The organism is Thermosynechococcus sp. GLH187, assembly GCF_031583395.1.
GTDB lineage: Bacteria > Cyanobacteriota > Cyanobacteriia > Thermosynechococcales > Thermosynechococcaceae > Thermosynechococcus.
Genome location: NZ_CP134175.1, coordinates 20,728 through 43,420, shown reverse-complemented (window position 1 = coordinate 43,420; position 22,693 = coordinate 20,728). Strand labels below are relative to the sequence as shown.

Genomic DNA, 22,693 nt, shown 5'->3' with positions numbered 1-22,693 from the left:
AGACGGGAATCATGCCTGCACAGGTGGAGGAAAAGTCCATTGTTCCGACAGTAATTGTTGGCGTGGGAGGTACAGGCATTGAGGTGCTATCGCGGGTGCGGCGACTGGTGGAAGAAACCTACGGCAGTCTGAAACAGTTTCCCGTGATTAGCTTCCTTGCCATTGACACCGATCGCGACTACAAAGTGACCAATCCCCTCGCCGCTGGCTCTCCCCTCAAGGACAACGAAAAGCACTGGGCCAGTGTCAGTGGCAAAAATGTGCAGCAAATTATTCAAAACCTCGACAACTACCCGTGGATTGCCTCTTGGTTTCCCAAGGAACTGGAGCGCAACATTACCGCCCTAGAGGCTGGGGCAGGTCAAATCCGTGCCTGTGGTCGGTTTGCCTTCTTTTGCAACTACCATGCGATTCAACAAAAGTTCCAAGCGGCCAGCGATCGCGTTAAAGGCCACGAAAGTTATATGCAAAGCCGCTATGGGGTCAAGGTCAACAACAGCAGCTTAAATGTCTTTATTACGGGCTCCCTCTCTGGGGGCACCGGTAGCGGTATGCTCATTGACTTGGGCTATTGTGTGCGCCATTGGCTCAAGGGGCAGTCGAGTCCCCTCGTCACGGCAATTGTGCCCATGCCCAATGCCTTTGCCGCCATTAGTGTCGGCGATCGCGTGCTGGCCAATGGCTATGCCGCCCTCATGGAACTCAGTTACTTTGCCGACTACCGCACCGAGTACGTGGCGCAATTTAGCAGCAGCCTCAGCGACGAAGTGCGCTACAACTGTCCTCCCTTTGACTTTACCTACCTCGTGGGCACCAAAAACGGCGAGAATGAATTCAAGCTCGATGAGATCCGCGAGATGATTGCCCAAAATATCTTTTTGGATCTCACTTCTGACTTTGCGCCCCACAAACGCTCGATTCGCGACAACATTAAGGCAGCTTGGGCCTCTCAGGATGCCGGGGGGCGGGGCTATCCCAAGAGCTTTATGGCCTTTGGCCTCTCCAGTGTCGAAATTCCCATTGCCCAAATTCGTGCCTCCTTGACCTATCGCCTTTGCCAAGACTTTATTCACTGGTGGCTGAACGAATCGGTGCAATTGCCACCCCAGCTTTTAGAGGTGACCCAGAGTCTCCTGAAACCCATGAACTTGCTGGATGTGGATTTGGTATTGGCCTTAGCAGCAGCGGGCGATCGCCCCTACATGCAGGAAATTTCCCGCTGGGTTAACGATCTACGCAATCAAATTAGCCGTGAAAACCGCCTTGAATGTACCCAACAGGGGGTGGCGGGCATGATTGGTGCGGAAAGAGGCAAAATTTTGCAATTTGTGCCTTGGCTGAGTGAACAGGTGGACAATTACCGTGCTGCCCACTTGCGCGAACTCAGCCCCGATGAGCGTCTCCACGGTGACTTTTTGCAGCGCATGTACGACAACCGCAATCAAATTATCCAGCAGGCTCGCCAAAGTCTTGAGGAGGAGTTCTACCGCATTGTTGAAGATCGCAATCGCGGACCCAAGTTTGCCAATGCCTTTCTGCTGCAAATTCGCCAAATTTTTATGAGCCAAGCAGAAAAGTACGACCGCGAAATTCAGCAAACTTGGCAACCCAATATCACCAATCGTCAGCGACAATACGAAAATGCCCTGCAGGATATCCAGCACTTTAGCACTCTCTTTGGCATCTCCAAGCAAGCGAAAATGGAGGAATTCTGCCAGCAGGCCCTAGAGGGGATTGAGGGCAGTTTCAATGCCATCATTCAAGCTAAAGCCCGCTTTCTGGCCAAGGAGGTGATGGACAAACTAGAGGAATGGCTGCAAGGGATGGAGGCACGTCTTGCCAAGCTCAACCAGCGGCTCCTCAATTTACGTGATGGTTTCAAGGCAATGGCCGATAGTCAAGCGGATAGTGCCGATGCCCTGCGAATCAATGGGGTGAAGCTCTACGATCGCCAAGAACTCAATGGCCTCTATCAAGACTTGGTGGAACGCTATGCGGGTGCCAATACCGGGGTGCAGTCCACATTTGCCATTGGTCTGAACCAACTCTGTACCACAACGGCAGCAACGGTGTTGCAGGAGGCCAGTCCCCTCTGGAAGGAAACCCGCGCCGCCAATGAGGTGATGCGTCTCTTGGATTTGGCACAACTAGCGGATGTCCAAGAAAGTGACCTGCGGGAGATTATCCAAGAAACCGTACGGCGCACCGTGCAAAATGCCCCAGAAGAGAGCCGCCTTGTGCGGGATCTCACTGCCTGCGATCGCCTGTTGCAGGTTTATCGCAACGATGAAGGGGAAATCCTCAGTGTCCTGCGCATGGCCTATCAGAAATCAAAGCCACTGCTATTGCTCTCCCAAGCGGTCATGAGTGGTCGTGATGCTGGCTTTACTCCTTCAGTGAATACCAATATCGCCATTGTCGGCGGTGAAAATACTACCGATTTGGCTGCCAAAAAACTGATTCCCCTGCTCAAGAACCTCGTCAAACCGAATGGCCAGAGCATTACCAGTGATGACATTAAGCCCTTGGGCGATCGCGAACGCCACCGCATTGTCTTTGTCCAAGAGATGGGGGGCTTTTCCCTACGCTGTATTGAGGGCATGCCCGAACTGCGGCAGTCCTACCAAGATTGGCGAGGCCAAATGATTACCGCCAAACGCGCCCGCCTGCGGGGAGAAAACCGCGATTTGCCCATCCCCGTACATCTGCAAAAGGATCCCCCCTTCTGGGATGTCTTTCCAGAAAACCCCCAAATTCTAAAACTGGTGGTGATTGCTCGCGCCCTTGATGTCCTTAAACAAGCAGAAAACCGCGCCACCCGCGAAGCCACCATCCGCTACACCCGCCATACCGCCGTTGGTCTTGAAGATGTGGATATTGCCGCCAACTGGGAGGAAGTGACCCAAGTCCTAGAGGTGTTGGCCTGCCGTCCCGACTTAGAGGAAATTCAGCGCCAAGTGACCGTTATTCTCAAAGCAGCCGAAACCCCAGAACAAAAGCAAGTCCTCTATGAGCATCTACTGAACTACTTGAAGCGACGCGAGGAAGAACTCCACAAAGCTGGAGGACGCGACAGCCTTGAATATAAGCGAGAAGCCGCCATTCTCCAAGAGGTGATCCAAACCTATCAATTGGCTCAAGGCACACCAGCCCCTAGCCCCACACCAACGTCCCCTGCTCCTGAACCACCTCCATCCCAACCCGAACCAACACCTGAAACCAGTGCTTCGGCGAGTTTCTCTGGCTTAGAGCAACTGCAACAACTCATGGCCATGTACCAGCAGGGGCTACTCTCAGAAGCGGAGTTCCAAGCGGCCAAGAAAAAACTACTGGGGCTATAGGGGAGCTGCCTGTAATTTTACGGAGATCTGTGGGAACACTTGAGAGTGAAGACGAGTCTAACCTGAGAGCCGCCCTATGTCTCCTTATCGTCTTAATTTGCCTTGGTTCTACCGATCGCTCATCCTCTCGAAAGGCTTTACCCTGATTGAACTGCTCGTCGTCGTCATCATTATTGCGATTTTGGCCGCGATCGCCCTGCCCTCCATGTTAAATCAAGCCACCAAAGCCCGCGAATCCCAAGCCAAAACAAACGTTGGTGCGGTCAACCGTGCGCAACAGGCCTACCGTTTGGCCAATCCCACATTCACCACTGACATCGCAAGTTTACAAATCGGCTTTAGTGATACGCCCGACTATGATTACGCAATCACCGCTGCGAATAGTAACTATGCTGAATTCCAAGCCACCCCTGAGCGTTCAGAATTGAAAGCATTTACGGGCTGCACCTATGCTACGTTTACAACACTAACCACAACCCAAATTTTAGAAGCTGCCCCCGCTGGTTCAGGAATTGCCTCACCCTCATCTTGCCCCGTTCCCACTCCCTGAAGTGTCTGATGCGTCTTCATCTAAGTGTTCTGCGACCGCCTCATAAAGAGCGAGGACATGGTGATCTAGCAATTGATAAAAGATATGCCGCCCTTGGCGACGAAACTTGACCAGTCGCATGGCCTTAAGCATCCGCAATTGGTGGGAGACGGCAGACTCGCTCATTTCCAGTGCCACGGCAATATCGCCAACACAAAACTCCCCTTGGGCGAGCAAGGCTACAATCCGCAGTCGGTTGGCATCGGCTAGCAGGCCAAAAAATTGCGCCATCCGTTGGGCTTTTTCTGTAGAGAGCAGGCGATCGCTCGCTCGTGCCAAAGCCTCTGGATGATGAGGATGAGAAGGAGCAAAAATTTTAGTATTCATACTTCCATCATAGGCGTTGATCAGGTGCTAACTAATTGACATTTGAACAACTGTTCAGATATATTAAAGGAGAGGTGAAGCATACCTCCCTTGTGTCACCCATTTGGAGAAAAAAGCCATGACAACCGTTACCCAAATGAAATGCGCCTGCCCCCACTGTCTCTGCATTGTCTCCCTCAGCGAGGCCATCATGGTTGAAGGCAAACCCTACTGCTCCGAAGCCTGTGCCAACGGCACCTGCAAAGAAAGCGGTGGCTGTGGCCATACAGGCTGTGGCTGTAGCTAAAGCTCGCAATTTTTAGCTGAATGGGCGGGGAACTCCGCCCTTTACCACTAGCAAGCCTTAGCAGGAAAGCTGAAGGGGTGCTACACTTGTGCAAGCGGAGTTAAGCATCGCCTCAGGATAAAACACGAAAAGCGCTCAGACCTAGGTGCATGTCGCCTAAAAGTAGAGGGAAAGATTATGACATTAAAAATAGAAATTTTAGGCACAAATTGCAAAAAATGTCAACAACTAGAAGTGAATACTCAAACTGCTGTTAAAAATCTCAACTTGGCGGCCGAAATTACTCACGTAACCGATAGCCTAGAAATAGCCAACCGAGGAGTAATGTCAACACCTGCTTTGGCCATTAATGGCAAGGTGGTCAGCAAAGGAAAAGTCTTAACGCCTGAAGAAATTGCATCCTTCTTAAAATAACATTCCGTAGAGTATTGCTATTGGTAGCGTTTCAATTGCTTGAGGTTTTCTCAATTTGAAAAAAGCCTAAGTGTTCGCTACAAACTTAACTGGAAAAAGACATGCTGGATTTGTTTTACCCCTTTGATTGGTTATCTGCTCAAATAGTTACGAAGTTATTTGGCTTATCCCTAGATTCACACCTAGGCAAAAGTTTGCACTTCTTCTTTTACGATGTGCCAAAAATATTAACCTTATTAGCTGTAATTAGCTTTGTAGTTGGAACACTGCAAACTTTCTTAGAACCTGAAAAAGTTAGAGTTTATTTAGAAGGAAAACGCAAATTAAGCGGGCATATTTTAGCAGCAAGTTTAGGAGCAGTAACACCATTTTGTTCTTGTTCTGCCGTGCCTTTATTCATCGGTTTTGTTAAAGCTGGCATACCTTTAGGTATTACCTTCTCCTACCTTATTTCCGCTCCGATGGTGGATGCAGTTGCTGTATTTTTATTATTCGCTTTATTTGGTCTAAAAATAACTTTATTTTACATCTTTTTTGGGATTACATTAGCTGTTATTACCGGTTATATTATTGGCTTGTTGAAGCTAGAAAAATGGGTAGAACCTTTTATTTGGGAATTAAAAAATAAACAGCATAAACAATCCCAAGATGAGGATATTGAACTAACAAGATCCTCTCAGATGAGCTGGGAAGATAGATTCAAAGTTGGTTGGTTTCAATCGAGTGAAATTCTTAAATCGGTTTGGATTTATGTGATAATTGGGATTGGTATTGGTGCTGGAATTCACGGTTATATGCCCGGTCAACTTATTAGCGAATGGATAGGAAAAGATAACCCCTTTGCCGTCTTAGTTGCTGTTTTAATTGGAGTACCCCTTTATACTAATATTGCAGGGGTTTTACCCATTGCCTCAGCTCTATTTTCCAAGGGAATGCCTATCGGTACAGTCTTATCTTTTACCATGGCAGTGACTGCTCTTTCTTTGCCAGAAATGATCATTTTGCGAAAGGTTTTAAAACCAAAATTATTAGGTACTTTTATTAGTTTAACTACCTTAGGAATTGTGGGGGTTGGTTATTTATTTAATGCTATCTCAGCCTAACAGATCCTTAGCCCGCTCCTTAGCCTGCTGTCGCTGTTGCCGATGGCGTCTATGCTTAAGGAACCCAAGAAAACTTCTGGGGCACAAATAAAGGACAACAAGGATTAGGAGCAACTCATAGCACCCACTGCGCCATGTGAGGCGAAGAAGAGTTTTCGTATCCAATGTCTCTGCATTAATTTTGGTGTTTATCAATGTGGCTATGGCAATTCGGCGAAAACAGGCCTTAATCCCTCGGCGGTGGTGGTAAGGAGTTTGCTGAGAGTGTAACAACTCTACTAAAAAAGGTAATGAAGCAGGGAGTGCAGCTTGAGGGAGTTTACTGCAGCGATTCTCTGCATCTTGGTTATAGATAACAGTAACTATTGCTGCATGAGCCACAGGGTATTGGTACCCCAAGTGCCACCAAGCGATGTAGTCCTCATTTAGTTTGACACCCACAGGGAAGCCCCCAACAGAAAGTAGCGCCTCCTTGCAAACACAAGCAGTTGAGGAATTAACAATGCTTAGTCCTTGGGCATGGGCTTCAAAGAACCGCTCCACCATGCCTCGCCAGCCATATGGCAACCCGCTTGGTGGCAAATAGTAGTTCCCATGTTGCCGAATTAAACAAAATGTACTCCACAAAGCGGCTTGCGGAAACTCCGTGATTAATGTTTGAAGAGTACTCAAGTGCTCGGGCAACCACTCATCATCAGCATCCAAAAATGCGACGTAGGGATAACTGGCTTCCTGTAATCCGCGATTACGGGCGGCGCTCACCCCTTGGTTTGGCTGTTGAATCAAACGCACACCCTGATCCAAAAAGCCGCGAACAATTTCAGCTCCAGCATCAGTTGACCCATCATCAACCACAAGAATCTCAGCTGCTGGGCTGGCTTGCTGCAAAACGCTCCTCAGCGTATGAGCAATATGCCTAGCTTTGTTATACAAAGGAATTACAACAGAAATTTTGATCTCTGTTGTTGAATACGGGGCCAACATCTGATAATCCGATAAAAGAGTAGCAAGGTTTGGACAAGGAGGGAGTGTCCTAAACGAACTTGAATCCGATACGTCTCAACAATCGATCCCAAACGATCGCTACCACTGGTTCCATGGGGATGGAAACGCCCAGCAATAAAATCTCTCCTAGCAACCCTTGCGCCTGCACGAATTGCTTGCATAACAAAAAGCTGATCCGCTGCGATAGGAAAATGGCGGGAGTATTGACCAACCCTTTGGTGTAATGTGCGTCGAATTGCCAAGCCAACGGCATGACCAGTTACGTGAGCCTGCATTCCCTTCCACCATTCCCATGCTGGCTGCCAAACAGGCGCTATGTCACGCTCTCCTATGTAATAGTTAGCAGTAACAAAATCCGCCCCTGTTTCCTCGCAAGCGATCTTGTATTGGGCAACTGCCTCAGGAAAGAGCTCGTCATCTGCACCCATCACCAGATAATAGTCTCCTGAGGCTAGGCGAATAGCACGGTTGAGGGCATCATAGATCCCAAAGTCAGGTCGCGAGTCGACAACGACTGCCTTGAGTTTAGCTGTTGCTGCTTCTATTAGCTCTAAAGTGCGATCTGTAGAACCACCATCGGCAACGACCCACTCAAAGTCTGGATCGGTTTGAGCAATCAACGACGCAATCAACCGTGGCAGGTGTTCCTCAGCATTATAGGTCGCAGTAATAATACTTAGAGTTGGTTGAGTGGGTTTCATGGGTTCAAGGTCGCTGCAATCGCACCATCTCGGCCTGAATACGCTGACTCAAGGCGCTGTCCTGCTGTGCTCGCAGTGTAATCGCATTGAATTGCTCTAAAGACATATTATATTTCCTCAGCACCTGCATTGCCTCACGCACATAGTTAGCACAGATGGTCTCCAAGCCACTGGGGATATTTTGGGGATTCATGCCAAAGCAAGAGTTGCGGGGCACTTGACCTTGGAAAGCCACCTGAGCTTGACGATAGTATTTTTGACGAATGGGTTCAATTTCCAGAACCACGCGGGCATAGTTCATGATCTCCCACGGAGCGATCGCATCTGTGCGCGGGGAAGTTTGAGCCAAGGAATGAGGTGAAGGCACAGGCACCAGCAGTAGGCCTGCACTACACACAGCAAGGGGCAACCACTTCCAAGACATTGACCACCACACACAACGCATCCGACTACACTGTACTTGGAATCCCTAGAACCCTTTCAAGTTCCGCAACCTAGGCAAGCGCCACGGATTAAATGACTAAGATTGACCCCACAGTAGGTAAATTTACCAGACTTTACAAAAAAGTTACATTCTTTGAAGTTTGCTCATCCACCCCACCCAGCAACCAACCACTGCGGTATCCTAAATCTCGGTATTTATCTCCAGACTGCCCTTATTGTCGTAGCTTAGGGGCTTCCTGAGTTGGCGGCAGGGCATCCACCTGTCATCCTGATCGTTTTAGGAGCGGTTACCACATGGCTCACACTGTCAAAATCTACGATACCTGCATTGGCTGCACCCAGTGTGTGCGGGCCTGCCCCACCGATGTGCTGGAAATGGTGCCTTGGGATGGTTGCAAAGCGGGTCAAATTGCCTCCTCCCCTCGCACAGAAGATTGCGTTGGCTGCAAACGCTGCGAAACGGCCTGTCCGACGGACTTTTTGAGCATTCGTGTCTATTTGGGTGCCGAAACCACCCGCAGCATGGGTCTAGCCTACTAGTCCCCTATTTTCGTGAAACCTTCGGTAAATCCTTGATTGGGCTTGAGGCAATATCCCTACGTCTCAAGTCTTTTATTTGTTTTAGCGGCCGTACTCTACCTAGCGCTCAAGGCTGATCCTCGTTGCTGAGGCGGTTTTGCAGGTCATCCACCGCTTCATTAATTTGGGCAATTTTGGCCTCTAGCTCTAGGCGCATCGACTCCATTAAGTTGTCATCACTGCCGTTGAGAGGAGTGGCTTTATCCCCCCGCAGTCGCCTAGATTCACCCGTAGCTGCTTGCCGCAGTCTGTCCTTGACTAAAAGCGTGACAAGGGAACCCGTAATGCCCCCAAAAAGGGCACCTGCAAGAAATCCCCAGCCAAAGCCATTGCCACGGTTATTCATAAAGAGACTGATCAGGCTTGATAACTATAGACTAGCCTACTGCACATGAGGCGAAGATACCACGCGAGCCAGCTACCGCAAATTTAGCAGATTGGGAATGACGCCTACCGAGGGCACTCCAGTAGCAGCGGGGAAAAAATCGGAAACTTTTTAGCAGGGGTGTTAATTTTGCGGCAGGGGGTGGGTATGTTATGCCTAGAGGCGAATATGTCTTGACTTAAGGAGTCTCAAAAATATGAAAACCGAACTGAAAGCAAAATTCCTCCAGCACCTGCTGGCCAAGAAAAAAGCCAACGAAGGCTTCACCCTGATTGAACTGCTGGTGGTGGTGATCATCATCGGTATCTTGGCCGCCATTGCCCTGCCCTCCATGCTCAACCAAGCCAACAAAGCTCGCTTGTCGGCTGCTAAAAACGCTGCTGGTGCCATTAACCGTGCTCAGCAAGCCTATCGTCTGGAGAAAACCAGCTTTGCTGAGAATGTGACTCAGTTGGGTGTAGGTAGCTCCATTACTGCTGTTGAGGGATATACTGTAGCAATGAGTGGTGGCACTGCGACAACAGCTCAGATTGGTCTCACTGCCACTGACACTGCTGGTACAGGTGTTCGAGGCTGCGTCACTGCTGACGCGGGCACGACAAGTGCAACTGTGAGAACAGGTACTAACAATAATGCACCCGATTGTCCCACCTCCTAGTTGTTAAGCCAGTCAAAAATACAATAACCCTTGAACTTAGCTAGGAAAAATACTCCTAGCTTTTTTGTCTATCATATGTCTACCACTACTTAGTAATATCCATGCGCCTACTGTTCGTTGATCCGTCACCACTCTCCTATACAGTTGAGACACCGAAAGAATATCCTTTGGGAGGATCACAATCAGCACTGTGCTACTTGCTGTTGAACCTCCATGAGAAAGGGCATGAGGTCTTTCTAGCTAATAACTGTCAAAAGATAACTATTGTTGCTGGAGTCCTTCACCTACCGCTATCTGCTCTTTCTAAGGTAAGTTTAAGTTTTATTCAACCTGATGTTTGTATTGTACTCAACAGCGCTTCTTCAATTCAAGATTTACGAACAGTATTACCCACAAGTACTAGCTTGGTTTTATGGACGCAGCATCACACTGATCAACCAGGAGTTCAAAACTTAAGCGATCCTAGAGTTCTATCTTTAATAGATCGTATTGTTGTTGTCAGCAAATGGCAGCGGCAGCAATATCTAACTAAGTTTAAGCTTGAGCCTGACTTGCTCGTTGTCTTGCGTAATGCAGTTAGCCCGTATTTTGAACATCTATTTTCTCCAGAAGAGTCCATCTTAGAACAAAAGCTACCTAATGTAAGGCTTGCTTACACAAGTACTCCTTTTCGCGGACTAGAGCAGTTATTAGAGATTTATCCAAGGCTGTACCAGAGCTATCCAAATCTAGAGTTAGAAGTTTACTCTAGTATGAATGTTTATCAAGTCAGCCCTACTGAAGATGGGTGGCAGGCACTCTATGAAAAATTCAAAAATCTTCCGGGAGTCAACTACTATGCCTCGTGTTCCCAAAGAACATTAGCGGAAGCCTTAAAGAGGATTGCTATTTTAAGTTATCCCAATACTTTTCCTGAAACTTCCTGTATTGCTGCCCTTGAAGCAATGGCTAGTGGTTGCTTTATTGTTACATCTGCACTAGGTGCACTTCCAGAAACAACAGCAGGCTTTGCAGAATTAGTGGAATTTACAACTGACTGGCCAACTTACCAAGCAAGGTATGGTCAAGCTCTAGCACGAATTTTAGACCAATTCTACTGCCCAGAGAATCGTATCAAGTTAGAAAGTCATTTACGAAGTCAGGTTGAATATATCCATGATCACTATACTTGGCAACGTCGTGCAGATGAGTGGATCAATTTCCTAGAGTCCTTAATAAATAGTCAACTTGTTATTTTAACTGCTGAGAGTTGGAAAAGCCGTCTTGAATTTTACCTTAAAAATGAGAATTATCAACTAGTTATTGATACTTGTATTCAGTTGATTGAGAAATTTCCTGAAGATTTTGCTTGGTTTGCTTATCAAGGTGCTGCATACATCCTACAAGGAAAAGAAACAGAAGCACAATTGTTATGGTCTTTCTGTATTGCTGAATATCCTGAGGAGAAGCATCTTAAGGCTAGTCATGCTTGGTCTAAAATCTTAATTGATTTAGCAAAGTATGAAAAGTTTTCATTGGAAAACAGATTTGCTTTTGCAAGCTATGCTTATGAGTTTCAAACTACTCTTGAAACATCCACTACTCTTTTAGATTTATCTATTAAACTATCTTTACCAGCTGATGATATTAAATCTCTGATTACCAGTTTGAACAGTGTTCACTTTGAAAATATTGAAATAACAGAAGATGATAAAACATTCATTTTAGAAATATTAAGAAAACTATTAGTTGATTATGAAATTGATGAAGAAACTAATAAATTGATTGAAAACTGGGCAGGGCAGCTCAACCTACAAAAAGAGGTGAGTCATTTGCTGTTTGAATTGATCTTAAATGATCCAGAAAAAATGGCAAAAAATATAGCAAAAACCTATATGAGAATCTCAGAGGTTGACTTTGCTGCCTATCATTTTCTGGTTTTAGCCCTCATTAGATCAAAATCACCAGAGCTAGCCTTAGCGTGTGTTAACTCACTTCTAGAAGATGCACTAGCTTTAACTGCGATTGGTAAAGATTTAGCTTTGAGCCGTAAAATTGAGGTTTTACAAACTTACAGATATAATTTACATTTGTCAGAGCAAATCGATCATTTGTGGAAGCAATGGCTAGATAGTATTGATGATTTTAATAGCTATTATGAAAACTTAAATAGAGAGGATGTTAATCTTGCTACTTTATTTTATACGGTTTCTTCTTATTTTGCATTAACACATTATACGGATCAGCCAGCTTTCCTAAAGCCAATTTTTAACCATAGAAACCAGCTAGCTCAAGGAAAAGTTCCTCTCTTTTGCCAACTTGACAAGTATCGACCCATAAAGAAAAATTTTTCAAGCAACATTTCTAAAACTGAAAAAATAAAAGTCGGCTTTATTGGTGTTTGTTTCAAAATCCATCCTGCTGGCAATCAGATTCGATCTTTTATCCGCTTGCGCAACAGAGAGAACTTCACATTATATGCCTATAGCATTGATTACAGAAAAGAATCATCGGATAGCCTGCGTGAATGGTTCAAGGCCTCTTTCGATTATTTTCGCCCTCTGACGGAACCCGACGCAGAAAAAATTGCCGCTATCATACATGATGATGATCTGGATATCTTGATTGACCTTGATAGCTGCACTATTGATATGTCTTGGATGGCTCTCCATCTAAAGCCAGCGCCTGTACAAGCGACATGGGTTGGGTTTGATGCGAGTGGCATACCTACGGTGGATTACTTTATTGTTGATCCGTATATTCTTCCCGAGGGAGCGCAGGCATGGTACACAGAAACCCTGTGGCGCCTGCCGGATTGTTATCTCTCCCTTGATGGCTATGAGGTGGCCAACAAAACTGGGATTCGCGATCAATTGGGGCTGAGTGCCGATACGGTGATCTTTCTGTGTGCCCAGCGAGCCAGTAAAATTCAACCCGAAATGCTCAAGCTGCTATTTGCCATTGTTGAAGCGGTGCCAAATGCTGTACTCATTGTCAAGTACCACGCTAGTAGCTCGATTTTTGAGGAGTGGTGCCGCAGTGTGGCGGAAGCTGCCGGATTTGATTTAAGCAAACTCTATTTCTTGACATCAAATCTGCCAGAGATCCACCGTGCCAATCTCTATGATGTGGATGTGGTGCTGGATACCTATCCCTATGCTGGGGGAGCAATGAGTCTTGAAGCCCTCTGGTTGGAGGTGCCAATTGTTACAAAGGTAGGCCAGCAGTTTGTGGCACGGCACACCTATACTTTCCTGAAAAATGTCGGCGTTGAGGAGGGGATTGCCTTCAATGATGAGGAGTATGTGAATTGGGGAATTCGTTTCGGGACGGAGCCAGCGCTGCGGCAGCAGGTCAGCTGGAAACTGCGCCAAGCTAAACGCTATGCCCCCCTGTGGAATCCCCAACGCTTTAGCCGTGAGATGGAGCAAGCCCTAACGGCCATGGTGAATCGGTATCGGACAGGGGAGTTGGTTGTGCCCCCGCGCCATCGAGTCGGAGAATAGAGCCAGTCATCGAGTTTGCTTAATTTTCTCCATAGGGTTCAATGTCTATAAGTATTTCAGATACCTTGGGAGCCTCAAATTACGAAAACGATACAAAGAGGGACTTGAATCCAACCATCAAGGTTAGGGTTTTCCCCTAGTATCTAAATTGGAGCGTGATGGCTCCCTGCCTTTTCCATACATGAGAGGACAAGATTCATGGCAACCTACAAAGTAACGCTAGTGCGTCCTGATGGAAGCGAAACAACAATTGACGTGCCCGAAGATGAGTACATTCTGGATGTGGCTGAAGAGCAAGGCTTAGACCTGCCCTTCTCCTGCCGTGCTGGTGCTTGCTCGACCTGTGCCGGCAAGCTGCTGGAAGGGGAAGTGGATCAGTCGGATCAATCCTTCTTGGATGATGACCAAATCGAGAAGGGCTTTGTGCTCACCTGTGTCGCCTATCCCCGTTCTGACTGCAAAATCCTCACCAACCAAGAGGAAGAACTTTACTAAGGCGATTTTGCACAATTTATGTTGCTGGGGCGGTTGTCGTTGGGCATCGCCCCTTTATTTTGGGACTGGAGTCCTTAAGATGGAAGTAGTGATTGGTGCCGGCTGATGGTTTCCGACTTGCCCTCCACTGGTGATTTGATTATCCGTCCCTTGGCCTATCGGGATGTGGAGGTGGTGGAACAGCGGCTGTGCCATGAAGGGGTACATGATCAACCCTTTGGTCTGCCGTCCTTGGCGGGTGGCCTGATGACCTCACCGCTGCATCTATTGCAGTGGCTAACGGGGATGAGCAAGCTGCGGATTTATGTTGCGGAGCGGGACAACCAAGTGTTGGGCGTTGTGCAGGTGGCTCCCTTTAATGAAAGTCGCACCACATGGCAGGTGCAGCAATTGGCCGCCCAAGAGTTTACGGAGGTGGGGACACAACTCCTGCGCCACTGTTTTAGTACCCTTGTGGAAGCCCGTACTTGGATGGTTGAAATCAATATTGACCACCGTGAAGCACTAGACCTCTACCGCCAAAATGGCTTTCAACCCTTGGCGCATCTCACCTACTGGCAAATTTCAGCGGATCAGTTGGCAGAACTGGCACAGGGCACACCTTGCTTGCCTAATTTGCTGAAGGTCACGAATGCTGATGCACGGTTGCTGCATGAGTTGGATACGATGTCGATGCCGGCACTGGTGCGCCAAGTCTTTAATCGCCACTATCGGGACTTTCAAACGAGTCTTTTGGATTGGCTACACCACGGTTTGGCCAGTTGGTCGCAACAGGTACAAGTGCATCGTGCTTATGTGTTTGAACCACAGCGGAAGGTGGCGATCGCCTCCTATACACTCCATACCAGCCAAGATGGACACACGCCCCACTGGCTAGACTTAACAGTACATCCTGCCTATACAAATCTGTATCCAGGGGTACTGACCCACATTGCTCGCTTGGTGCAGGCCTATCCGCCCGTACCTCTACTGCTGTCTTCGACGGATTACCAAGGGGAGCGAGAAGCCTACCTTGAAAGCTGGGCGGAACCGGTTCGCCGCAGTTTAATGATGTCGCGCTCGGTGTGGCACAAGGTGCGGGAAGTGCGATCGCCCCTGCCGGAAGGCTTGACCTTATCAGAAGTGCTGCAAGGCCTGCAAACCCATCGCCGTCCTCAACCCGGTCAGATTCATACCAAAGAGGGAGCACAGGCCTACTACCGCGAGCACTCACCCGAAAACACATCGCCCCCAGAAGCCCAATCTTAATCTTGGGAGAGGGAAATTTCCGAGGTTTCAGTGTAGCCTTGGAGGGCTTGTAAAAGGCGTTGGATTGCGGTTTCATTGTCGAGGGGCAACCCTTCAGGTTCAGCAACAGCCGTGCGCTGGGTGAGTTGCGGTAGAGTTTCGAGGGGTTGACCGTAGGTATTGCCCTTGGTGGCCAGCGGTGTGCTTCGGGGCAGCGGGTTGAGGAAGCTAATTTGCTCAGGCAAGTAGAAGATGGGTTGCAGGTGCTCTAGGGGAAAGGTGCCATAGCCTTGGGCATCCGCTGGATGGTGTTGCCAGTAGTCAAGAAGGGTCTGGCGATCGCAAAAACCCAGCATCTGTGCCTGACGGCGATCGCGATCCAAACCAACAGCAACTGCCAAATCGGCGTTGATCACCCCCAAAAATGTCGGGCAATGGATCCGCAGAGACTCTCCCGCCTCGACAGGATAGATAGATAACTGCACCCCTTCCAAGTTGAGATCCGCAATGTCCACAAGGTCAAGAACCTCTGGCCGCTCACACCAAGTGGTACTCAAGGTCAGATCATCGGGCAGATCGTCCAGATCATCCTGCTTACTGGGAACACCCTCATTTTCCCACCAGTCAATGAAGGCGTAGAGGGCAACCAAATAGGGCAGAACCTGCCGTTGCCGACTGGGACGACATCCCTGAAGCACCGCATGGGCGGCATCCAATATCAGGGAACGAATGGGAACAGTCGGTGCCAAAAAGGAAGTCATAGCCGTCGTCATCCAAACCAAGTACGAAAAAGCGAGGCTGCCTAGGGAAGGTAGTAAATATCGTTATGCTCACACCACTGCGCAAGTTTGGCCTCTATTTGCTCATCAATTTGTTTTGCTGTGCACAGACCACGGGCATAGTCAGGATGAATTTCGCGGCGGGTTTGCCGTCGTTGGTGGGGGCTGGGGATTGATTGGGTTTCATACCATCGCCTCATCCATTGCGGAATCTGGGGATCTTGAAAGAATTTACGGTAGAGCCACAGGCGGTATTCACGACCGAGGCAGCGAGAAATCGTGGGTTGGCTGACAAAGAGTTCGCGGGCAATTTCGGCTTGGGTACGGCGACGCTCACACCAATCCCTGACCCATGTCGGCGTCTGCGGATCATTGAGAAACTCCACTATGCACTCCACCCCTTGGCCATTGCTGGTTGGCAGTGTGCGGGTATCGGGATAGTTGTCAATCCATTCTTGGTTGCTGTCGGTGGAGCAAATGTTCAGAGAGCGAGTGGACTGCACATAACGTCCAAGAATACGCCGCACCTGTTGATGAATGTCGCGGGTGTACTCGATCGTCCAGCCCAAGAGTTGGGCAATGTGCTGGCGCAAGCGAGCCGTCGAAGCACGGATACGGGGATCGGTAATTTCCGTTTGGACAATCGTAATCAACTGAGCGCAGGCTTTGGGATCAATCTCCCGTTGTACCTCAGGGGGCGCTGCTTGATAACGATCTTGAAAGACTTGCAGGGCACGGTTGTCATAAAAGAGTAGTTCATCGGCCTCGCGCTTGAGGAGTTTGCGTTTTTCATCCGCCAGTTTATTGTTGATGACCGTGCGCACCCATGCTTCAAAGGTGGGACGACCATGACCAGTGGCACCAAAAGGCTTGAGGGGGTCAAAGGACTTCATTGCTTCCCAGAGCCAGCCCGTGAGGTTACTTTGGCATTGCTCGGGATCAGAACTCCCCAGACACACCGTGCGCAGGAGATCGCGGTACTCTTGGCGAAACTGGGGGGATAGGAGAACCGTTGCGCCGAGTTCTTGACGTAGGCACTGGATAAAGAAGGCAAGGAAACACTCGGCCTCTGTCAATTCGGGAGAGGGATTACGGTTGGCTAGGGCTGGGCGACTAAAGGCAAGCACCAGTTGCTTTAGGGGTTGATTGTACTGGCCACGATTGAGGCGATCGTACTCATCCTGAATGATGGTGGCAGGAATTTGCACTATGCGCAGCACAGTTTTGTGAACAGCCTGCTGCTGCAGTTGTTCGCGACTGAGATGTTCTAAGCAGCGGGGAAAAAGGCGAAAATAGGCTTCCACTAAGCGTTGGAGATACCCCCCTCGTTGGCTGAGATGGCTATCAATGTTGCGCTCTAGAACCGCTTGCAGGACTTGAGAGAGGGGCTTGATGACGGCGGGCGATCGCTCCCCGGCCAAATAACGAGACCGAGCTGCCTGCAATAACTGCGGCAGTTGTTCCACCTCAAGATCGGGACTGCGGGTCGAGAGACTCATCCGAAATCGGTAACATAAAATAGTTACTGAACATAGTAGCGGTTTTTGCTAAGACCCTTGGGGGAATCCTAAGAATACCTTAAGGCAGCTCTTCCTCATGGGATAAGGGTGTTTTCATTGCTTCAGGCATCATGGTGCCAAGTTGCGACGGTAAGCGGGCGATCGCCTGCTGCACAAAGGAGCGAATAAATTCATCGCGGCGATTGAGTTCAAATTGCTGTTGAACTACTTCACTGATGCCACCATCGCCCCAGTCTTGGTTGTGGCGAAAATATTCCATAAAACTTTTGCCCGCAATCCGAGTGAGATAGGCGGCTGTAATTCCTTGGACGGCTTTGCCCACCACCAGCCCCCCCATGCTCAATTGCAAGGCCGTACCGACGAGATTCATGGCTCCCTTAACAATGCCCAAGCTGGCCAGGGTTTTGCCTAGGGAAAGAGCTAGCTCGCGGGCGCGATCGCGATTCAGGTCACAGCCATAGACCTTGCCAATTTCCATCACCATTTGCGCATTCACGGCGGCGGCAGCCAGTAGATCTACGCCGGGAATCGGCGTGACACAGACCACACCCGCACTGATCCACTGGTAGCGCTCCACTACCTTATCGGCTTGGCGGCGCCGTTGCTGATCAATGATTTTGCGAGCCTGCTCCCCTAGGCGTTGCGACTGCAAGAGGATATTATCTGCCACGAGGTCATCCCCTTCCTCGCGGAGAATAGCACTCAGCCGCCGAATCAATGGCCAAATATGGGGTTCGGGTTCTAACCACTCTCCTGTGTCGAGGCGAATCGGTTGGGGACGGGCGGCAATACCCACCACATCTTGGGGTGGAATCAACCCCTTAACCCGCTGCCGTAGATGGCGCAAAAGAGCCAGTTGATCGGCCTCGGAGCGCAAGTCAATTTTATTGAGCACCAAGAGCGATCGCTTGCCCATTTCCACCAAGTTGACCAAGGGGGTATATTCCGACTGGCGCAGGTCATCATCGAGCACAAAAAGGAGTAAGTCTGCTTCGGCGGCCAGTTGTCGCGCTAATTGTTCCCGGTAGGTTCCAGCCACACCCGCCTCCAAAATGCCGGGGGTATCGGTAATCAGAATTTCCCGCTCTGTATTAGGTAGCCAAAAACGATAGGTTTGCCCCACCGCCGTCGTGCCCATTGTTGGTGCCACTTCCCCCACCATCTCCCCCATGAGGGCATTGACAAGAGAGGTTTTACCCGCCGAACCGGTGCCAAAGACCACAATGCGCAATTCTTGGCGGTAAAAATCCTCCGCCAGCTCCCGTGCCCGTGCCAACAGTGCTTGCCGTGCCACCTCATCTTCAATTTGACTCAGTTGCTGCCGTAGGGCTTTGAGGTTTTCAGCGGCGGCCTCCGTTTTATCGAGGGGGGCTTGGGGCGTAGCGGTGGCGGGCTTGCCCTTGCGCTCAAGTAAGTACAGGTAACGAAAGAAGGTATAGAGCAACCCCCCCAATAGACCAATGAAAATCAGCACCAAGAGATTGGCCAAAAAGGGGGCAGTAAAGGCCACCTGTACATAGAGCCACGTGAGTGCCGATATCAACCAGAGGATGAGCACCAGAATGGCGCTGAATCCCAATAGGGGCCAAAACCAACGCCTAGGGGTCATGGCAGGTATTTCATCAGACGTTGTAGGAAGGGCAATTGCAGCGATCGCCCCCGCCACAACTGTACCATCAGCCCCAAGTTCACCAGAAAATAGGCGGATCCCCAGAGACTATTGAGAAAGAGTAATAGGCCATGATGCAGAGACTGGGCTTCACTCACACTGACCGCCCCATTCAGCAGGCCATAGCCCAACAGCCAAATGAGACCAATGAGAACAGCGAGGCGGCTCACTTGTCGGGTCTGGCGATCGCTCCCCCGGCGACTCAACTGCCACAGTGCTGGAATCATGCCAAAAATGGGCAGCAAATAGACAAAGAACAACAATCGCTGCAATGTCGGGTTGGTAAAGGCTTCCCGATCCACGGGGTCGAGCGGTTCCATCGAATACTCCCCAAGGGCATGAGCACCGTCGTCAGGGCTTCTTGATTCCTAATATATCGCTGATTGATTCAGAGACAGCCCTGTGCCAAAGCGCTGCATCTGGAGCAATAAATGATCAGCCACATTGCTAAACTTAAGATTGGCCTGTTTGCGGCCATGCCCGCGATCGCCAGTGTTGCATTGTCACTAGGGAATCTGCATTTATGTCAGTGATTCAGGAGCTCCACCGTCAACTCGTTCGCAAAGAACGCTCCGCCACTGAAATTACCCAAGCTTACTTAGATCGCATTGCCCAAGTGGAGCCAACGCTCCATAGCTTCTTAACCGTGACGGGCGATCGCGCCCTTGCCCAAGCGGCCGCTGTAGATGAGCGCATTGCTGCCGGTGAAGAGATTGGTGTGCTCACAGGGATTCCCTTGGCCATCAAGGATAACCTTTGCACCTACGGTGTGCGCACCACCTGTGCCTCTAAGATGCTGGAGCACTTTGTCCCCCCCTACGAATCCACCGTGACCCAAAAATTGCAGGCCGCTGGCGCGATTATGGTGGGCAAAACCAATCTCGATGAATTTGCCATGGGCAGCTCCACCGAAAATTCTGCCTTTGGTTTCACCGCCAATCCTTGGCATCCAGAGCGGGTCTCTGGGGGGTCTTCTGGGGGATCTGCTGCCGCCGTTGCCGCCGGGGAATGTGCGGCTGCCCTTGGTTCCGATACCGGCGGTTCCATTCGTCAACCCGCCGCCTTTTGTGGGGTGGTCGGCCTCAAACCGACCTATGGTTTGGTGTCGCGCTATGGCCTTGTTGCCTATGCGTCGTCATTGGATCAAATTGGGCCTTTGGCACCGACAGTTACTGATGCTGCGATTCTTTTGGGGGCGATCGCGGGGCATGATCCCAAGGATGCCACCAGTCTCAGCGTGTCGATTCCCGACTACACCCAAGCCCTCAAACCCGATCTCAAGGGAATGCGCATTGGCGTTATTCAAGAAACAGTGAGTGAAGGCATCCAACCAGAAGTGAAATCTGCCCTTGAGGCCGCCCTAAAAACCCTAGAGGAATTGGGGGCCGCGATTGTTGAACTCTCCTGTCCCCGCTTTGCCTACGGCCTGCCCACCTACTACATTATTGCCCCTTCGGAAGCCTCGGCAAACCTAGCCCGCTATGATGGCGTGAACTTTGGTTTTCGCGCTGAAGGAGCCAGCGATCTCCTTGAAATGTACATGAAAACCCGCGCCCAAGGCTTTGGGGCTGAGGTGAAGCGACGGATCATGATTGGCACCTACGCCCTTTCCGCTGGCTACTATGATGCTTACTACCTACGGGCACAAAAGGTACGCACCCTGATCAAAGAAGACTTTGCCCAAGCCTTTGCACAGGTGGATGTTTTGGTCTGCCCCACAGCTCCCACCACTGCCTTCAAAGCTGGGGAGAAAACCGCCGACCCCCTGAGTATGTACCTGTCAGATCTGATGACCATTCCCGTGAACCTTGCTGGCTTACCCGCATTGAGCCTCCCCTGTGGCTTTGATCACGAAGGGCTGCCCATTGGTCTGCAATTGATTGGCAACGTCCTAGGGGAAGAGACCCTATTTCACGTTGCCTATGCCTATGAACAGGCGACCCCTTGGCACCAGCAGCAGCCGCCGCTTTAGACCTTAGCCGAAACGGCCACTGACATAATCCATCGTGGCTTGCTCTTTGGGGTTATTGAAGACAATGCTAGTATAGTCATACTCAACGAGGTAGCCTACCCGGTTGCCCCGTTCTGTGGCCTCGGCATTAAAGAAGGCAGTGCGATCGCTCACCCGAGTCGCCTGTTGCATATTGTGGGTCACGATCACAATCGTGTAGTTCTGCTTCAATTCATGGATCAGTTCTTCCACCTTGAGGGTAGAAATGGGGTCAAGGGCAGAACAGGGTTCATCCATGAGGATGACCTCGGGCTTGGTGGCGATCGCCCGCGCAATACATAGCCGTTGCTGTTGTCCGCCAGAGAGCGACAGACCATTTTCTTTGAGCTTGTCCTTCACCTCATCCCAAAGAGCCGCCTGCCGTAGGGCAGTTTCCACTAGCTCACCCAAATCCCCCTTATACTTATTGACCCGCGCTCCAAAGGCCACATTGTCATAAATTGACTTGGGAAAGGGATTAGGCTTTTGGAACACCATGCCAATACGCCGCCGCACCTCCACGGGATCCACCTCCTTGGCGTACAGATCCTTGCCGTGGTAGGTAATCTTGCCCTCTACCCGAGCACCCGGCACCAGATCATTCATGCGGTTAAAACAGCGCAGCAGCGTGCTCTTGCCACAACCCGATGGGCCAATGAGAGCCGTTACTTCATTGGCATAGATGTCCATCGTCACATCCCGTACTGCCCGAAATGAGCCATAAAAAATCGAGGCGTTCTGCACTTGGAAAACCACTTTAGGAGTAGGTTTAGGGTAAGTTGTCATAGAACAGTTACCTTTTAAGTCTTTAGTAGCGTTTCTTACGAGTGAGTAAGCGGGAGCCAATACTGACGATCAAAATGATGCTCAGCAACACCAACGCGCCTGCCCATGCCAGTTCCTGCTGGGGTTTGTAGGGAATGATGGCAAAGAAATAAACCTGTACCGAAAGCGTGGAAATGGGGCGAAACAAATCCGTTGACCAGAAATTATTATTCAGAGCCGTAAAGAGGAGAGGTGCCGCTTCACCCCCTGCCCGCGCCACCGCTAGAGTTACCGCAGTAGCAATAGAGGGCAACGCCGCAGGGAGAACAACTCGCGTTACCGTCTCAAAACGAGTGGCACCCAATCCCAATGCTGCCAGACGAACCTCCTCAGGTACCAGCACCAAGCCTTCCTCGGTGGTTCGCATCACAATGGGCAGCATGACCACTGCCAGAGCCACCCCACCGGCAAAGGCACTAAAGGTGCCCATCGTCATGACCACAATCGTATAGGAAAACAAACCCGCAATGATAGCGGGCACCCCACTGAGAACGTTTGCCGAAAACCGCACCCAATAGGCGATTTTGCTCCCCCGCCCAAATTCGGACAGCCACACAGCGCCCAAAACGCCAATGGGAACACTAATCGCCATGGCAACAGCGAGCACGATTAACGTACCAACGATCGCATTTCCCAAGCCCCCCCCACTCAAACCCGGCGGCGGTGGCAGTTTTGTAAACAGATCTAAGTTAATCCGAGGCAGTCCTTGGGACGCCACATTGATGACAATGGCTGCCAAGGGAATCACCGCAATGACAGCAAACAGTCCCGTCACACCTGTCATCAACAGACCAAAGAGGTTTCGTGCCGAAGTCCAGACCTTGCCTAGTTGAATCTCTGCGGTAGAAAGGCGGTTACTGATCTCTGTCAT

Annotated in this window: 22 protein-coding genes; 11 read left to right on the top strand and 11 right to left on the bottom strand. The window is 49.8% G+C overall.

Annotation, left to right across the window (positions count from 1 at the left end; genetic code table 11):
• Positions 1 to 11: 11 nt before the first annotated feature.
• Positions 12 to 3,341 (top strand): tubulin-like doman-containing protein, encoded by a 3,330-nt coding sequence (locus tag RHI63_RS00210; RefSeq protein WP_310821686.1) that lies wholly within the window; start codon positions 12 to 14, stop codon positions 3,339 to 3,341.
• A 76-nt stretch (positions 3,342 to 3,417) separates the two neighbouring features.
• Positions 3,418 to 3,891, top strand: a complete 474-nt coding sequence (locus tag RHI63_RS00205) for a type IV pilin-like G/H family protein (RefSeq protein ID WP_302678533.1) — start codon at positions 3,418 to 3,420, stop codon at positions 3,889 to 3,891.
• Here the strand turns inward: RHI63_RS00205 and RHI63_RS00200 are convergent.
• Positions 3,865 to 4,257, bottom strand: a complete 393-nt coding sequence (locus RHI63_RS00200; protein ID WP_286626074.1) for a helix-turn-helix transcriptional regulator — start codon at positions 4,255 to 4,257, stop codon at positions 3,865 to 3,867. The two genes, RHI63_RS00205 and RHI63_RS00200, sit on opposite strands and share 27 nt — an antisense overlap.
• 118 nt (positions 4,258 to 4,375) lie before the next feature.
• On the opposite strand from RHI63_RS00200, the gene RHI63_RS00195 reads away from it, so the two are divergent.
• The 3 genes from RHI63_RS00195 to RHI63_RS00185 all read left to right on the top strand — a co-directional run bounded on the left by RHI63_RS00195 (position 4,376) and on the right by RHI63_RS00185 (position 6,060).
• Positions 4,376 to 4,543 (top strand): metallothionein, encoded by a 168-nt coding sequence (locus RHI63_RS00195; protein ID WP_206200560.1) that lies wholly within the window; start codon positions 4,376 to 4,378, stop codon positions 4,541 to 4,543.
• 174 nt (positions 4,544 to 4,717) lie between these two features.
• Positions 4,718 to 4,957, top strand: coding sequence for a thioredoxin family protein (locus RHI63_RS00190; protein WP_190278283.1), 240 nt, complete (start codon positions 4,718 to 4,720; stop codon positions 4,955 to 4,957).
• Between the two features lie 101 nt (positions 4,958 to 5,058).
• Positions 5,059 to 6,060, top strand: a complete 1,002-nt coding sequence (locus tag RHI63_RS00185; protein ID WP_310801216.1) for a permease — start codon at positions 5,059 to 5,061, stop codon at positions 6,058 to 6,060.
• Here RHI63_RS00185 and RHI63_RS00180 read toward each other — a convergent pair.
• Genes RHI63_RS00180 through RHI63_RS00170 form a run of 3 tightly spaced genes read right to left on the bottom strand, consistent with a single transcriptional unit; the run spans position 6,052 to position 8,190 of the window.
• Positions 6,052 to 7,044, bottom strand: a complete 993-nt coding sequence (locus RHI63_RS00180) for a glycosyltransferase family A protein (RefSeq protein WP_310821685.1) — start codon at positions 7,042 to 7,044, stop codon at positions 6,052 to 6,054. The two genes, RHI63_RS00185 and RHI63_RS00180, sit on opposite strands and share 9 nt — an antisense overlap.
• Complete coding sequence (locus RHI63_RS00175; RefSeq protein WP_310821684.1) at positions 6,999 to 7,766, bottom strand: glycosyltransferase; 768 nt, start codon at positions 7,764 to 7,766, stop codon at positions 6,999 to 7,001. The genes RHI63_RS00180 and RHI63_RS00175 overlap by 46 nt, the downstream gene beginning before the upstream one ends.
• A gap of 4 nt (positions 7,767 to 7,770) precedes the next feature.
• Positions 7,771 to 8,190, bottom strand: coding sequence for a DUF4168 domain-containing protein (locus RHI63_RS00170; protein WP_206200556.1), 420 nt, complete (start codon positions 8,188 to 8,190; stop codon positions 7,771 to 7,773).
• Positions 8,191 to 8,504: 314 nt separating this feature from the next.
• Between RHI63_RS00170 and psaC the strand changes: the two genes are divergently transcribed.
• Positions 8,505 to 8,750 carry a photosystem I iron-sulfur center protein PsaC gene (psaC, locus tag RHI63_RS00165; protein ID WP_011056855.1) on the top strand — a complete coding sequence of 82 codons (246 nt, stop codon included), beginning with the start codon at positions 8,505 to 8,507 and terminating at the stop codon, positions 8,748 to 8,750.
• 106 nt (positions 8,751 to 8,856) lie between these two features.
• On the opposite strand, the gene RHI63_RS00160 is transcribed toward psaC, so the two are convergent.
• On the bottom strand, positions 8,857 to 9,135 hold the full coding sequence (locus RHI63_RS00160; protein WP_310743175.1) for a hypothetical protein: 279 nt from the start codon (positions 9,133 to 9,135) through the stop codon (positions 8,857 to 8,859).
• 235 nt (positions 9,136 to 9,370) lie between these two features.
• On the opposite strand from RHI63_RS00160, the gene RHI63_RS00155 reads away from it, so the two are divergent.
• The 4 genes from RHI63_RS00155 (at position 9,371) to RHI63_RS00140 (ending at position 15,060) form a co-directional block, all read left to right on the top strand.
• Complete coding sequence (locus tag RHI63_RS00155) at positions 9,371 to 9,832, top strand: type IV pilin-like G/H family protein (RefSeq protein WP_310821683.1); 462 nt, start codon at positions 9,371 to 9,373, stop codon at positions 9,830 to 9,832.
• Positions 9,833 to 9,933: 101 nt separating this feature from the next.
• On the top strand, positions 9,934 to 13,317 hold the full coding sequence (locus tag RHI63_RS00150) for a glycosyltransferase (protein WP_206200553.1): 3,384 nt from the start codon (positions 9,934 to 9,936) through the stop codon (positions 13,315 to 13,317).
• A 198-nt stretch (positions 13,318 to 13,515) separates the two neighbouring features.
• On the top strand, positions 13,516 to 13,812 hold the full coding sequence (petF1, locus tag RHI63_RS00145) for a ferredoxin PetF1 (RefSeq protein WP_011056851.1): 297 nt from the start codon (positions 13,516 to 13,518) through the stop codon (positions 13,810 to 13,812).
• Between the two features lie 105 nt (positions 13,813 to 13,917).
• Positions 13,918 to 15,060, top strand: coding sequence for a GNAT family N-acetyltransferase (locus RHI63_RS00140; protein WP_206200552.1), 1,143 nt, complete (start codon positions 13,918 to 13,920; stop codon positions 15,058 to 15,060).
• On the opposite strand, the gene RHI63_RS00135 is transcribed toward RHI63_RS00140, so the two are convergent.
• The 4 genes from RHI63_RS00135 to RHI63_RS00120 all read right to left on the bottom strand — a co-directional run bounded on the left by RHI63_RS00135 (position 15,057) and on the right by RHI63_RS00120 (position 19,327).
• Positions 15,057 to 15,800, bottom strand: a complete 744-nt coding sequence (locus RHI63_RS00135) for a hypothetical protein (protein ID WP_310743172.1) — start codon at positions 15,798 to 15,800, stop codon at positions 15,057 to 15,059. The genes RHI63_RS00140 and RHI63_RS00135 overlap by 4 nt on opposite strands.
• A gap of 41 nt (positions 15,801 to 15,841) precedes the next feature.
• Positions 15,842 to 17,317 (bottom strand): hypothetical protein, encoded by a 1,476-nt coding sequence (locus RHI63_RS00130; protein WP_206200550.1) that lies wholly within the window; start codon positions 17,315 to 17,317, stop codon positions 15,842 to 15,844.
• A 79-nt stretch (positions 17,318 to 17,396) separates the two neighbouring features.
• Positions 17,397 to 18,947: a DUF697 domain-containing protein gene (locus tag RHI63_RS00125; RefSeq protein WP_206200549.1), complete on the bottom strand. Its 1,551-nt coding sequence runs from the start codon at positions 18,945 to 18,947 to the stop codon at positions 17,397 to 17,399.
• Positions 18,944 to 19,327 (bottom strand): hypothetical protein, encoded by a 384-nt coding sequence (locus tag RHI63_RS00120; RefSeq protein WP_206200548.1) that lies wholly within the window; start codon positions 19,325 to 19,327, stop codon positions 18,944 to 18,946. The genes RHI63_RS00125 and RHI63_RS00120 overlap by 4 nt, the downstream gene beginning before the upstream one ends.
• Positions 19,328 to 19,530: 203 nt before the next feature.
• Here RHI63_RS00120 and gatA point away from each other — a divergent pair, with 203 nt between their 5' ends.
• The gene (gene gatA / locus RHI63_RS00115) at positions 19,531 to 20,979 is read left to right on the top strand and encodes an Asp-tRNA(Asn)/Glu-tRNA(Gln) amidotransferase subunit GatA (protein WP_310821682.1); all 1,449 of its coding nucleotides are present in this window, start codon (positions 19,531 to 19,533) and stop codon (positions 20,977 to 20,979) included.
• Between the two features lie 3 nt (positions 20,980 to 20,982).
• Here gatA and pstB read toward each other — a convergent pair whose 3' ends face one another.
• Positions 20,983 to 21,783: a phosphate ABC transporter ATP-binding protein PstB gene (gene pstB, locus RHI63_RS00110; protein ID WP_206200546.1), complete on the bottom strand. Its 801-nt coding sequence runs from the start codon at positions 21,781 to 21,783 to the stop codon at positions 20,983 to 20,985.
• A gap of 22 nt (positions 21,784 to 21,805) precedes the next feature.
• Complete coding sequence (pstA, locus tag RHI63_RS00105; RefSeq protein WP_302678519.1) at positions 21,806 to 22,693, bottom strand: phosphate ABC transporter permease PstA; 888 nt, start codon at positions 22,691 to 22,693, stop codon at positions 21,806 to 21,808.